Genomic DNA, 14,195 nt, shown 5'->3' with positions numbered 1-14,195 from the left:
TTTTTCTTGCAGAAAAATGGTTCTTAGTGGATACTTGAACTTATACAGAAAAGAGGGATAGATGTGAATAAATTAGTGCAGGTTACATTGAATGCCGATCAAGAAAAATATAATTTAGGCGGGGACGAGAGCATTACTTTTATTGATGCTAATTCTTACTATATTGGTCAAATTGTAGCCCGTGAACACGGCTGGATTGTTTTAGAATCAGTTGATCAAACTGGCAATCAGGGCGGAATTGTTTTTATAAAAGAGGATCAAATAGCTAAAATAGAAGACTATACACCCGTACTGCATTATTATGCAACCACTGAAATTAAAGATCCTTTTGATATGAAACACTTAAATAGTTCAGTAAAGAATTGGGATTTTACTGATATTTATGACTTGTTGATCAATGTTGTCGATGTGCAGCCTTTTGCGACCTTTGAGGTTGATACGGGCGTAACTTACACTGGTTTGATTACTCAACTTGATAAAAAAGAGGTTCATATTTTAGAGAAAAATGGAACTTCTATAGAGCATTTTGCTACAGTTATTCCTCTTAAAGATATTGTTTGTGTCGATGTGAATAGCATCGATAATAACTTGTTTTTGCACTACTTAAAGCAAAAACAAAATTATGATTTTAATGAGCTGAAGCTTGTAGAAATTTATTTTGATTATACTTTTGATGATCAATTTGGCAATTTTGTGATTGGTAAGGTGCTTAAGTATGATGAAGATAATATCTTGCTTGAAAGTTTAAACGAGCTAGGCCAAGTTGAATCTATTGCTGTGATTGCGCGTCGACATGTTGCTCATGTCACGGAAGAATCTGAAAGGCTAAATTACTTTAATTATTTAGTTGACTGGCAACAAAAAAATCATAGTTTTGATCCTGATAACTTAGAACGTTCACTCAATCTTAATGGTCCAATTAAATCGATTACTGAAGTAATTGAAACTTGGCCAGATGATCATGTGATAAAAATTAGTGATTCTGTTTACCATTACCCAGACCGCTTGGGCTTAATTGCTGACCGCGGTGATGAGGGATTTGATTTGAAGATTTTGACTGAATATGATTTAGGTGAGATCAGTGATCATAATTATGATGATCTAATTAGTGTTGATTTAGCTGGCTCAGAGATGATAAAAATGCAACGTTTCATAGATCATAAATAGTTAAATAAGTTGCTAGTAACTCCGTAATTTTTATATAATGGGGAAAACGAAAGGAAGATGAGTTATGGGATTAACTTTTGACAACCCTAATAATTTACAAAAGATGCTTGATCGTTTTGCGACTGTTCCAGATCCAAAGAAAACGCCAAAACACAAGGATCCAGAAGAATTACTTAACAAAGATTCTAAAGATAAAAAGAAGAAAGATAAGAAATAACTAAAAACGAGATTGCGTTCGCAATCTCGTTTTTTGATTTATAATTATTCAGTTTTTTGTTCTTTTTTCATGAACTTAGGTGATGTTTCTGGTGCCCAGATAAGGCAAACGATAAATGCAAAGAGCAATACGATTGCACAAACCAACATAGCAAGTTTTGCACCACCGATATTAGTTAGAACAGGTAATAAGAAAGTACCAGCGGCTGCACCAAAACGGCTAATCGTGATACAAGTGCCGACTCCTGTACCCCGTACTTTAATATCGAATAACTCAGTAGGATATGGGTAATCAAGCACGAGTCCTGATGAAAGGATGATTGCAAAAATGGTGAAGATAGTTAACTTAACCATTGAATCTAAACCAGGAACCAGAGCAAGGATACCGATTAAAACAGCTGAAGTTAAGAAGTTTCCAACTAAAAAAGCGCGACGGCTAATTCTATTAAAAATAAAGATACCGAATAAAACGCCGACAAACATACCACCGTTATAGATAATTCCTGAAATATTGCTGTCGGTAATATTCATTCTGCTAAGCAAGATTGGTAAGAAAATACTAATACCAAAGAATGAGAATGCTTGGCACGCATAGAAGATACCACCTACTAAAGTACGGCGTAAATATTTCTTTTAGAATAGTATTGCCCAGGAAATATTCTTAGGTGTCTTCTTTTTCTTCTTCATGAAGCGCTTAGGCAAACGCCATTTGCTTACTGATGATTTTATTAGCTTTTTTAACTTTGCCTTTACTTGCAAGCCAAGTAGGAGAAGCAGATAATGGGAAGAAGCTTCTGAATAATGCAGTAATAATTGCTGGAACAGCACCAGTAGCTAAAATTACTTGCCAAGTATATGCACCAAAGCCAGTAATGAGAGTACCAGCTATGTATGACAAAATAAAACCAATTGTCCAATAGATCAATAAATGACTTTGTCGTTTACTGTCTTCGCCTTTAGGAAGCCATTCTGTTAGTAGAGCATTCCCTACGGTATAGTCAACAGCGATCATTAAACCGATTCCGATTCTAATGATAAAGGTTAAGAGTAAATTGGCCGTTAACAAGTGAAGCAGGGTTAAACCTGCAAAAATATACATATTGATCATTAATAGCTTGCGTCGACCAATTTTATCAGAGAGTCGCCCGATTAAAAGACTACCGGCTAACCCAATCAATGAACCAGCACCGATTAACCCGGTCCATAAATCGCTGATATTGATATATTTAGCTACGTTTGAAAGTGCAGTACCACTGATACCTAATGCATAACCACAGGCTATTTGACCTAGCACCACGGCAATCATCACCCTTAGGTGAATCGGCATCAGTGGAGCGCGTTTATAATTCTTTTTAGTTTTGATAATTTTTTCACGTGTAGTTTGGGTATTATTTTCCATAAGAGCAAGCAGAGCTTGCTTATCCATCAACTCCTTAATTAATACAATAATATAATGTTAACAAAAGATTAAAAAATCTGCAAAAAGGCAAAATAAAAACCAGATTTAACATCTGGTTTTTATTTCTTAAGCACCTGCGATTTTTGTTTTATTTAGCAGCATTGAACTAGTTACAACTGAGACAGAACTAAAGGCCATTGCTAGACCTGCTAATTCTGGACTAAGAGTTAAACCCAAGCCCATAAACAAGCCAGCGGCAATAGGAATGCCGATAGTGTTGTAAATAAGGGCCCAGAAGAGGTTTAATTTAATTCTATTGAAAGTCTTCTCAGAAATCTCTAAAGCTCGTACAACACCCATTAAATCGTTTTGTACAAGGATAATACCACCTGATTCGATGGCAATATCTGTACCTGAGCCCATTGCAATACCAACATCGGCAGTGGAAAGGGCGGGAGCGTCGTTAATACCATCACCAACGAAGGCCACCTTATTGCCTGCATCTTGCAATTTTTTGATTTCATTGGCTTTTTCAGTTGGCAAAACGCCGGCGATTATTTGATCGATCCCAACTTCTTGGGCAATTGCTTCGGCAACATTTTGATTATCACCTGTAAGCATAACTGTCTTCAAGCCGCGCTTCTTCAGTTCGGCGATTGCTTTCTTTGAACTTGGTTTTGGCACATCTTGAATGGCAATCAGACCAATAATGATTTGTCCTAAACCAACATAAACTACGGTTTTAGCTTCCTTTTGCAGTTGAATAGCTTTTTCTTTCATTTCCTGGGAAATAGCAATATCTTCAAGCAATTTATCACTACCAACAAAGGCCTCTTGATTGTCGTAATTTGCTTTAACGCCTTTACCTTCAATTGCCGCAAAGTTCTTTACACTTGCTAAGGCGATTTTATCTGCTTTGGCTTTGTTAACGACAGCCGTTGCAAGTGGGTGTTCGGAGTTTTCTTCAAGACTAGCTGCAATAGTTAAAACTTGTTTTTCATCACCAACAATATCGGTAACTTGAGGTTTACCAACAGTGATCGTACCAGTCTTATCGAAAACAACGGTGTCAATGTCGCTAACTTCTTCAAGGACTTCACCGTTCTTGATTAAAACGCCCATCTTAGCGCTACGTGCGGTACCAACCATTAAAGCAGTTGGAGTAGCAAGACCCAATGCACATGGACAAGCAATCACTACTACAGAAACGGCAAATAGCATGGCATTCACAACAGTTGCACCGAGGAAGACGTACCAGATCACGAAAGTAATAATCGCGATGATTAAAACAGCTGGTACAAAGATATTTGAAATCTTATCAGTTAAATTCTGGATAGGTGCATGGCTAGTTTGAGCCTTTTTAACCAAGTCCACAATTTGAGCAAGCATCGTGTCGCTGCCAACTTTAGTTGCTTTAAAAGTGAAAGTACCATTAGTGTTGATGGTTGAGCCAACAACTTCGTCACCTTTTTTCTTAGTGACGGGCATGCTTTCACCAGTAACCATTGATTCGTCAATAGTAGTTGAGCCATCGACAATAAGACCGTCTACCGGAACTTTTTCACCTGGCTTAACGCGAATGATGTCGCCTGGCTTAACTTGATCAAGTGGAACCTTAACGAACTCACCGTTACGCTCGACTTCGGCATCTTTTGCTTGTAGATCGATTAATTTAGCTAAAGCGTTGGATGCATTGTTATGCATCTTTTCTTCCATTGCATCTCCAAGCAAAACAAAGACCGTTACAAATGCAGCACTTTCGAAGTAAACTTCACGGCCAGTAAACATGGCAAAGATGCTGTAGAAATAGGCAACAGAAGTACCGACTGCAACCAGAGTGTTCATGTTTGCCTGATGATGCTTAAAAGCAGCCCAAGCACTAGACCAGTATGGCGCAGCTGAAATTGCCATAATAATGGTAGTCGTGATGAAAGCAATCCAATTATATCCTGGCATCATCCAATGAAACGGCATGGCAAACATTTGAATAAGCATTGGAATGGAGAGAATAAAGGATATCCAGAAGCGCTTAATATTAGAAAGTTTCATTATTTGACTACCACTTTTCCATGAAACATGTCCATGCCACATGCGTAGTTATAAGTACCTGGTTTGTCAGTTGGAATATCGATGGTTACTTCTTTTTGACCATCGAGTTTAGTGTCGAAGTTTAAGTCTTTTGAAAGGACTTCATTCATACAGCCCATGTTGTCTGATGGAATAAATTTTAATTGAGCTGGCTTGCCTTGCTTGAAGGTAACAACTTCTGGCTTGTAACCATGATTCTTAGCATTAACAATAACTTTTTTAGTTTGATTCTTTGAAAAAATACTCATTATTTAACAACAACCTTTCCATGAAACATATCCATCCCGCAGGCAAAATTGTAAGTGCCTTTTTTATCAGTCGGAATATCAATAGTAGTAATTTTTTGTTTAGTTAAATCCTTATTTACTCCAAGTTGCTCAAAGACTACATGAGATAAACATGCAGTTGAGTCCCTCATATCGAAGTTAACTTTGGCAGGTACACCTTGCTTTAAGACAACGGTAGAAGGAGAATACCCACCTTTAACAACGATATTTGCTTCTTGAACGCCTTGATCAACACTGGCAGTACCAACGGCTTCTTGGTGTTTGCCGAAGAACCACCAGAGGATAAAGCCGATTAAAATCGCCGCTACAATTAGCGTGATAATTTGAGCTATAGTCATTTTTAACTCCTCCTAACACATCTTTTCATTGCCTGGCAGGCAATTGCATGGCACCATGTCCGGTGCGTCTTTTTCTTTGGTATCAATAAATCCTTTTATTTTAGATAAATCGCTTTTTGAAATAGGTGAGTTAGCAATCAACTGCAATAAAACTTCACCTTTGTGCATATCGCACATGCGATTTAACAATTTTTCTGCTGCCTCGGTCATTACTTGAGTTTGATTGACGTTAGCTGAATAGATAAAATGTCTGCCTTCTTTAGTTGTATGAAGCAGATCTTTTTTAACCAGGCGGCGCAGCAGAGTTTTTATTGTAGACTCGGACCAGTCCTTTTTTGACTGCAATTCTTGAATTATTTTGGTAGAACTAACAGGTTCAAGTGTCCAAATAATTCGCATGACTTCCCATTCGCTGTCGGAAATCGTGCTTTTATTTTCTTGAAGCTTAACCATTTTCTCCTCCTTTAGTTTACATCTGTAAATATAAACTAAAAATTTACATTTGTAAACTTAAATGCAATAAAAAAAGAAAGATTGTCAAAATCTTTCTAAATTAATGAATAAATAAGCTGATTATTAATAATACAAACGCGATCCAAACGGCATCGATTAAATATACTAAAATCTTAATCCAGATCTTCTTATACAATTGTCCGGTTTCAAAAAGAAAATACAATGCCACTCCAGCTAGAATTACTGCGAAGGTGGGTGCAGAACTATTATGAATATTCAAATAAAAGAAGATTCCTGCGATTGCCGAGGTGATTAAAGTACCGATAATCCAAAGTGCATTTTTGCTTAATTTCATGTTAGTCACTCCCATAAGTCTGTTCCATGTGAAACTTAATAAGGCTATCATACCAAAAAAAGGCGGTTAACCAATAATAGTTAACCGCCCTTTTCTTTTTCTATAAATTAGTTACTAAGAAGAATATGATAAATACCACAAATAGGATATACATCATTGGTGTAACTTCCTTGTAACGCTTAGAAGCAATCATAGTGATAGGGTAAGCAATCAAACCTAATGCTAAACCATCTGAAATGCTGTAAGTAAGTGGCATCCCTACAACTGTCAAAAATGCAGGAACGGCAATTTCAAATTTATCCCAGTCAATCTTCTTTAAATTACTTGCCATTAACACACCAACAATAATTAAGGCAGGAGCTGTAACTGTAGTTGGAATAACTTGAAGAAGTGGACTGAAAATCATACTGATCAAGAAGAAGATACCAACGAAAATAGCAGTCAAACCAGTACGCCCACCCATTGCGATACCGGCACTTGATTCTACAGAAGTACCAAGTGGTGCAGTACCAAAGACAGCGCCTTCAACCATGGCAGTTGAATCAGCTAAGAACGCACGACCAATGCGGGGAATCTTACCGTTTTTATCAACCATGCCAGCTTGTTCGGTCATTCCGATTAAAGTACCAGCAGTATCAAAGAAAGTTACCAATAAGAAGGTCAAAACGACCATCCAAAGTTGAGCCGTATTGATGTCTTTAATGTGAAAAACTGCTTGACCAAAAGTTGGTGCCATACTTGGAGCACCTGAAATAATGCCGTGAGGCAATGGGATTTGACCAATAATCATACCAAAAAAGGCGGTTACGATCATTCCGATAAAGATTGAACCAGGAAAATTCATTGCCATCAAAACTACAGTTAAGATTAATCCAAATAAAGTGATCCAAACAGCAGGGTTACTGAATTTACCTAAGGCAACTAAAGTTGAATCGCTGTTAACGATAATTTGACCATTTTTCAAACCGATAAAGGCGATGAACAAGCCGATACCAGCAGAAATTGCGTATTTCATGTCTTGGGGAATGGCATCAACTACGATTTCACGTAATTTAAAAATCGTAATCAAAATAAATAAAACAGAAGCCACAAGAACGGCAGCCAAGGCAGTTTCCCAAGAAATCTTCATTCCTACACAAACGTTGTAGGCGAAGAAGGCACCACTACCCAAAGTTGGTGCTAAGGCAATAGGATAGTTGGCAATTAACCCCATCAAGAAACAACCTACTGCGGTTGCAACTGCAGTAACAGTAAAGGCTGCACCCTTAGGAATACCTGCTGCATTTAAGATATTAGGGTTAACAAACAAGATGTAGGAGAGGCTGACAAAAGTGGTTAACGCTGCGATTAACTCACGTTTGACGGTAGTATGAGCATCTTGTAAATGAAAGACTTTATTTAACAATGTCGTTGACTCCTCCGTAAAAAACAATAGAAAACAAAAAGACAACTTCTACCATCAGTATAGTATGGTAAAAGCTGCCTTACAAATTATGACCTCAATTACCTATAGTCCTGAATTTCTGGTTCAGGGTAGAAACTGTCGACCTTATTTCGACGATATATAGATATCACGTTAGTCGTATTCTAGCAGAGTTTTATTTTTTATGCAATGTGGTAACAAATTAAGTAAGTGTCAATATTTTTGCGGTAGTCCAAAAACCATTAGTCTGACCTTAATTTCTTAATATTTTATGTGGTTTAACATTCGATCTAATTTAGCTAAATAGCTTCCCCCCGACAACCTCTGCTGTTAGTGCTCCGTGTTGAATGCCAACATGAATTTCATGGCGACGCTTCAAGCTGTCTCTGATCGCTGCCAGCAGCTTCTTGTGATCTAAGCTGATTAATTTGCCTGCTTCAAAATCACTATTTAGCCATTGCTCTAAGTCACGATTCTTGATACAGGTCAAAATCCGAAGCATGCCTTCTGCACCAGCTTCAGACCAGTATTTGCCTTGGCCTTTAACACGATAAGTGTACTTACGGCGATTGCTTTCACAGCTGCCAATTGCCTTAGTAACCTTCAAATTACGCATTTTAAACGGTTATTTGAACTCTAAGGCATAAATCAATTTGCCTTGCAGTTCTGGAGCGAAACAAAGTCGGTCTTTAATCTTTTTGTTCAAATGGAAGACATCCAAAAAGTGCTCATGTTTAGCGCAACGACCGACAATTTCATCTGCCCAAAACTAAACAAGAATTAATCGATTTAATTGAAGCTGGTATTTACTACTTCAATTACGTCGATCGAACTATACAAAGAAACGGCTCCACCGCGGTTGAATACCGCGGTGAAGCCGCTTAAGAAGTATCTGAAAATTATATTATTTTATCCGTCAACTTGACAGGGACTAGTACAGAGAAATCTGAGATGATTTCTTGCGACACGTTTTTATATTCTTGCATCCTTGATGTTGCTGAAATGGGGTATGGTTAAATCAGGCTTGTTTTAAAGATCCAGGGGATAAGCTCACTGGAAAAAACTCGGATTAGCGCCGTTATGACGCCAAACTCGTCGTTTAATTCCCTAGTTAGGCTAATGCTCAGTCTTTTCCCATCTGATTCATGCCCGCTTGTGATACTGAGCATTGATAGAAATGCCATGCGAATGCTTTCTCGAACGTACTGAAACCTGTGCATATTACGCTCATGATTCCGATTATCGGAATCGTTGTTGCTTATCTAGCAGTTGCGCTAACTGACCACGAAATTCATCGCTATGATGTTGGATGTTCGTCAAGTCGTGACTCATTTGAACGGTGTAGTCAGCGACTTCGCCGTGTTCGCCTTGATCGAGTCCGAGTTCTTCCTCTTGTTCGTCAACGCGCATTCTGATGACTCGTTTCAATAGTACGATAATGACGATGCAAACGATGGTAGTAAAGCCAATGGTAAAGATCGTTGCTAATAGCTGTAATCCGAATAATTTAAAGCCGCCACCATAGAAAAGACCGTTTAGAGAAATTGAGTTATTAACGGCTTTGCTAGCGAATAGCCCAGTCATGATACTGCCGACCATGCCGGAAACACCGTGGCATCCAAAGGCATCGAGTGCATCATCGATACCTAAGCGTGGTTTGATGAACGTAATGAAGCCATAACTAGTTAATGTGGCGATAAGGCCAATCCAAAAGGCACCAGAAATGGTGACGTAGCCACAAGCAGGTGTAATCGCAACGAGACCACAAAGGGTACCGGTGCAGACACCGACTAGGGTTGGTTTGCCCTTGGTTAGCATATCAACGACCATCCACGTCATCATGGAAGTGGCGGTGGCAACGGTCGTGGTTAAGAAGGTTTGGATGGCGATGTCGTTCATGGCAAGCGCCGAACCGGCATTGAAACCGTACCAGCCGATCCATAAAATAGCGGTCCCCAGCAATACCCATAAGATGTTATAGTGCTGGGTCATATCCTTGCCATACTTGTGGCGGGCACCTAAGAATGCTGATAAGACTAAAGCGGTGATACCGGCATTGATGTGGACGACGGTACCACCAGCGAAATCGATGACGCCAAGTTTAGCTAATAAACCGTTATCCCAAACCATATGAACCATTGGATAGTAGATGAGGAGTGACCAGAAGATGATGAAGGTTAATAAGAATTTAAAACGGATACGGCCGACCACTGCGCCAACAAATAGTGCTGGCGTGATAATGGCAAACATCATTTGAAAGATGAGATATAAACCGTTGGGAATCTTTGTCGCGGTAAGCGCGGTCAAGTCCACACCATGTAACCAAGTGGCTTTGAGATTACCGACAAAGCCACCTAAATCACCGGAAAAAGATAGTGAATAACCGAATGCGAGCCATAACAAGATTGCTAAGCCACAAATCATGAAGACGGATAACATGGTGTTAACGACATTCCGTTCGGAAACTAAGCCACCGTAGAAAAATGCTAATCCGGGCGTCATGAATAATACCAATATACTAGATAACACTAAAAACGTTGAATTTGCAGCGTTCATACTCCCAACCCCTATCCATACCATTTGATATTAGAAATTATAACATTGATTATTGAGTGACGCACTCTTTTTTTGTGTTTAGTAAGTGTCAATATTTTTGCGGTAGTCCAAAAACCATTAGTCTGACCTTAATTTCTTAATATTTTATGTGGTTTAACATTCGATCTAATTTAGCTAAATAGCTTCCCCCCGACAACCTCTGCTGTTAGTGCTCCGTGTTGAATGCCAACATGAATTTCATGGCGACGCTTCAAGCTGTCTCTGATCGCTGCCAGCAGCTTCTTGTGATCTAAGCTGATTAATTTGCCTGCTTCAAAATCACTATTTAGCCATTGCTCTAAGTCACGATTCTTGATACAGGTCAAAATCCGAAGCATGCCTTCTGCACCAGCTTCAGACCAGTATTTGCCTTGGCCTTTAACACGATAAGTGTACTTACGGCGATTGCTTTCACAGCTGCCAATTGCCTTAGTAACCTTCAAATTACGCATTTTAAACGGTTATTTGAACTCTAAGGCATAAATCAATTTGCCTTGCAGTTCTGGAGCGAAACAAAGTCGGTCTTTAATCTTTTTGTTCAAATGGAAGACATCCAAAAAGTGCTCATGTTTAGCGCAACGACCGACAATTTCATCAAAGTCCTTTTTCGCGTAACCAGCACCACCATCGGCATTACTGATGATCAAGGTATTAGCTAAATCATAAGTGTTAGCTATATATTCCTTAGCTTCATTCAAAGCGTCTAGACGACTTAATGACACAAATTCTTTGGCATTAGTCCGCTCTCTACGTTTGTAGGTCACATTACGTAATCCTTGACAAACTTGATAGCGATGAAACTCCAATCGTCCTTGAGTGCCTTTAATCATGACGCCATCGCCTTCAAGATAAAGAACTGGCACTTGCTTCTTTGCAGTTTGAGCATCATAACGACTATCAGCTTCTTGTTGTTCTTTGATCTTTTGACCTGCAGTCTTAACTAAATTGCCAATCTGAGCGTGACTAATATTAAAACCCGAAAGACAATTAACAGCTAAGGCAGTATTGCGATAAGTAGCGACGCTGCTTACTCCCAGGATATTTCTTACTGCCAAGACGCTATAATGATTATATTTATCAAAGCCCATGAATTTATCTAAAGGATAGCGGCTTTCTTGCCCAGCTTTAACGTATCTTCTTCTGACATAAGTCGCTTCGCCAAAAGCCATATTGATTGAACGTTGATTCTTCTTTTCAATTTGGTAGCCCTGATTCTTCATTGATTCACTTAGCTCTTGATCTGCTCGTTCCAAGGCTAAGGACATCAATTCTCTGATCAAATTGAGAAAGAAAAAGGCTATAGCTTTTTCACGCTTAATAATATTAGTTTCAGACTTTATAATTTTGACGATTTCAGTTACACTTAATTCCATAAAAGACCAGCTTCTAATGTGTTTTTTTGCTTAACATCAGACTACTGGTCTTTTTGTTTTGGAGTCAAGTCCTGAAATGGATTTGACTCCTTTTAATTTATATTTAAACGTTACCGCAAACTATTTTACACTTAGACAAATTAAGACAGGGCTATTTCCCCGGAAATGAAAAAGGATCAACTTAGGTTTTGCGTCTAAATTGATCCTTAATGAAGAGATTTTTATATGAAGTGGAAGTCTCATTTGAAGTTTAAAACGAAGAAGTAAATGACGAAGACTACAAACAGAATCCACATCATCGGTGTAATCTTCTTGAACTTCTTAGCAGCGATCATTGAAATAGGGTAAACAACGATTCCCCAGCCAAGACCGTCTGAAATTGAATAAGTTAACGGCATCCCCAATGCAATCAAGAAACATGGAATGGCAATTTCAAGATCGGTCCAGTGAACATGTGCTAAGTTTTCAGCCATTAAGACTCCGACGATAATCAAAGCTGGAGCTGTGACTTGGGTAGTAAAGACACTTAAGATAGGTGAGAAAATGGTAGAAATCAGGAAGAAAATACCAACCCAGACAGCGGTTAAACCGGTCTTACCGCCAACCGCAATACCAGCACTTGATTCAACGAATGCCCCAACTGGTGAGGTACCAAGGACAGATCCGACCAACATACCGGAAGAATCGGCAGCTAATGCTTCACCAGCTCGTGGCATTTTATTATTTTTCATTAAACCAGCTTGTTGTACTAAACCGATCAGCGTACCGGTGGTGTCGAAGAAAGTTACCAAGAGGAAGGTGAAGACCACTACCCACATTTGAACGGTATTGATTTCACCAATATGAAAGATGGCTTGAGCAAAAGTTGGTGCGATGCTTGGAATAGATGAAACGATTCCCTTAGGCATTGGAATTTGTCCAATTGCGACACCGAAGATTGCGGCTAAGATCATGCCGATAAAAATTGCGCCAGGTACGCGAGCAATCATTAAGAAAATGGTAATGATCAATCCGAAGATAGTGATCCAAACTGTAGGGTTATTTAAGGAACCAATAGTTACCAAAGTAGAATCACTATTTTGAATTAAGTGTCCACCTTGCAAACCAATGAACGCGATGAAGAGACCGATACCAGCAGAGATGGCATATTTGATATCGGCAGGAATTGCATCGATAATCATTTCACGTACTTTAAAAACAGTTAGAATAATGAAAAGGATAGATGCCACTAAAACGGCAGCTAATGCAGTTTGCCATTTCACCTTCATACCTAAGCAGACGGTGTAGGTGAAGAAAGCATTTAATCCTAAAGTCGGAGCTGATGCAATTGGATAGTTGGCGACTAGTCCCATGACCACACAGGTGAATGCTGCGGAGAGAGCCGTTACCGTGAACAAGGCACCTTTGTCCATTCCGCTGGCTCCCAGAACATTCGGGTTAACGAAAAGGATGTATGACATACTAACAAAAGTAGTCAAACCAGCTAATAGTTCGGTCTTAAAAGAAGCATTGTTCTCTTTTAGATGAAAAAATTTGCTAATAGCGTTCATTTAAACCTCCAAAATTTATATAATATGAACATTTAATTAAGATTATACCTAAATAGTTAATAATTACAATATGAAATATGGATTTTGTTCGATTTTGTCAATGAATACGCTTTATTTTAGAAAAACTTGACCTTAACCTAGGGTAAAACCGTATATTCAAATTAGGAGGTGACAGCAATGTCGCGAAAATATTCTATTGGTGACGTAGCAAGAAAGCTAAACATGACGACGCGCACAATTCGTTTTTATGATCAAAAAAACTTGGTAAAGCCAGAATCTATTGGTGAAAATGGCTATCGTTATTATGGTGAAGAGCAGATTCAAAGACTAGAGCTGATCAATTACCTACGAGGATTAAACTTTTCTATTAAACAGATCAAGCAATTGCTTAATGATCAAAAAGGATCAGATTCACTGCTATTGCTCTTTCAAAAACAAATTGAAGAAAATGATGCGCAGATCGCAGACTTAAAGCAAAAACAGACACAATTACGTCATTTAGCAAAAACAATTGCTACACGAAAAATAGATGCAGATGGTTTAACAGACATTGCGAAAATCATGAAAAAAGAAACTAGATTGACTAACTTAAGAAGAAAAATGTGGTTGTTCAGTTTTTCCATTTTGTTAATCGAAGTACTTGGAATCTTTAGTGCATATCAATTTAAGCAAAGCAATGCTTTACCGGCAATGTGGTTGAGTATAGCGACTATGTTAGTACTTATTTTTGGCTTAACTGCTTTTTTGACAAAGTATTACTATGACCAAGTTGAATATATTTGCCCTAATTGTGGAACCAAATTTATTCCGGCAATGACCATATTCATTTTTTCAGTTCATACACCAAAATTTAGAAGATTAGCTTGTCCACACTGCCACCAAAAATCATATTGTTTAGAAATTGCACGATAGTATTTCCTAGGAAATGGAGTATTGTATCGATTATAGTCG

11 protein-coding genes, 3 pseudogenes and 1 riboswitch are annotated in these 14,195 nt (G+C 38.5%); of the genes and pseudogenes, 3 read left to right on the top strand and 11 right to left on the bottom strand.

Features of this window, described 5'->3' with window-relative positions; genetic code table 11:
• Positions 1 to 63: 63 nt before the first annotated feature.
• Positions 64 to 1,167: a hypothetical protein gene (locus tag AADV52_RS08420; RefSeq protein ID WP_014919664.1), complete on the top strand. Its 1,104-nt coding sequence runs from the start codon at positions 64 to 66 to the stop codon at positions 1,165 to 1,167.
• A 64-nt stretch (positions 1,168 to 1,231) separates the two neighbouring features.
• The gene (locus AADV52_RS08415) at positions 1,232 to 1,384 is read left to right on the top strand and encodes an SPJ_0845 family protein (protein ID WP_003624933.1); all 153 of its coding nucleotides are present in this window, start codon (positions 1,232 to 1,234) and stop codon (positions 1,382 to 1,384) included.
• 44 nt (positions 1,385 to 1,428) lie between these two features.
• Here AADV52_RS08415 and AADV52_RS08410 read toward each other — a convergent pair.
• The 11 genes and pseudogenes from AADV52_RS08410 to AADV52_RS08360 all read right to left on the bottom strand — a co-directional run bounded on the left by AADV52_RS08410 (position 1,429) and on the right by AADV52_RS08360 (position 13,244).
• Positions 1,429 to 2,782: pseudogene (locus AADV52_RS08410) on the bottom strand (MFS transporter).
• 126 nt (positions 2,783 to 2,908) lie between these two features.
• Entirely contained in the window at positions 2,909 to 4,831 is a 1,923-nt protein-coding gene (locus AADV52_RS08405; RefSeq protein ID WP_014919663.1) for a copper-translocating P-type ATPase, read from the bottom strand.
• Complete coding sequence (locus AADV52_RS08400; protein WP_014919662.1) at positions 4,831 to 5,118, bottom strand: cupredoxin domain-containing protein; 288 nt, start codon at positions 5,116 to 5,118, stop codon at positions 4,831 to 4,833. Before AADV52_RS08400 ends, AADV52_RS08405 begins: the two co-directional genes overlap by 1 nt.
• Complete coding sequence (locus AADV52_RS08395; RefSeq protein ID WP_014919661.1) at positions 5,118 to 5,495, bottom strand: cupredoxin domain-containing protein; 378 nt, start codon at positions 5,493 to 5,495, stop codon at positions 5,118 to 5,120. Before AADV52_RS08395 ends, AADV52_RS08400 begins: the two co-directional genes overlap by 1 nt.
• A gap of 12 nt (positions 5,496 to 5,507) precedes the next feature.
• Positions 5,508 to 5,948: a CopY/TcrY family copper transport repressor gene (locus AADV52_RS08390; protein WP_014919660.1), complete on the bottom strand. Its 441-nt coding sequence runs from the start codon at positions 5,946 to 5,948 to the stop codon at positions 5,508 to 5,510.
• A gap of 100 nt (positions 5,949 to 6,048) precedes the next feature.
• A complete protein-coding gene (locus tag AADV52_RS08385; RefSeq protein ID WP_014919659.1) occupies positions 6,049 to 6,303 on the bottom strand; it encodes a hypothetical protein in 255 nt (84 codons plus the stop codon).
• Between the two features lie 100 nt (positions 6,304 to 6,403).
• Positions 6,404 to 7,708 (bottom strand): NCS2 family permease, encoded by a 1,305-nt coding sequence (locus tag AADV52_RS08380; protein ID WP_014919658.1) that lies wholly within the window; start codon positions 7,706 to 7,708, stop codon positions 6,404 to 6,406.
• An 85-nt stretch (positions 7,709 to 7,793) separates the two neighbouring features.
• Positions 7,794 to 7,891, bottom strand: a riboswitch (purine riboswitch).
• Between the two features lie 96 nt (positions 7,892 to 7,987).
• Positions 7,988 to 8,486: pseudogene (locus AADV52_RS08375) on the bottom strand (ISLre2 family transposase); the annotation flags it as partial.
• A 479-nt stretch (positions 8,487 to 8,965) separates the two neighbouring features.
• A complete protein-coding gene (locus tag AADV52_RS08370; RefSeq protein WP_012212401.1) occupies positions 8,966 to 10,282 on the bottom strand; it encodes an ammonium transporter in 1,317 nt (438 codons plus the stop codon).
• 136 nt (positions 10,283 to 10,418) lie between these two features.
• Positions 10,419 to 11,694 (bottom strand): annotated as a pseudogene (locus AADV52_RS08365) (ISLre2 family transposase).
• Positions 11,695 to 11,933: 239 nt separating this feature from the next.
• Positions 11,934 to 13,244 carry an NCS2 family permease gene (locus tag AADV52_RS08360; RefSeq protein ID WP_014919656.1) on the bottom strand — a complete coding sequence of 437 codons (1,311 nt, stop codon included), beginning with the start codon at positions 13,242 to 13,244 and terminating at the stop codon, positions 11,934 to 11,936.
• 177 nt (positions 13,245 to 13,421) lie between these two features.
• Between AADV52_RS08360 and AADV52_RS08355 the strand changes: the two genes are divergently transcribed.
• Positions 13,422 to 14,156 (top strand): MerR family transcriptional regulator, encoded by a 735-nt coding sequence (locus AADV52_RS08355; RefSeq protein ID WP_014919655.1) that lies wholly within the window; start codon positions 13,422 to 13,424, stop codon positions 14,154 to 14,156.
• The last annotated feature ends 39 nt before the right edge of the window (positions 14,157 to 14,195 follow it).

This window comes from Lactobacillus helveticus (genome assembly GCF_046109915.1).
GTDB classification, from domain to species: domain Bacteria; phylum Bacillota; class Bacilli; order Lactobacillales; family Lactobacillaceae; genus Lactobacillus; species Lactobacillus helveticus.
Note: the sequence above shows the minus strand (reverse complement) of the source record. Positions and strands in the feature narration are given on the sequence as shown.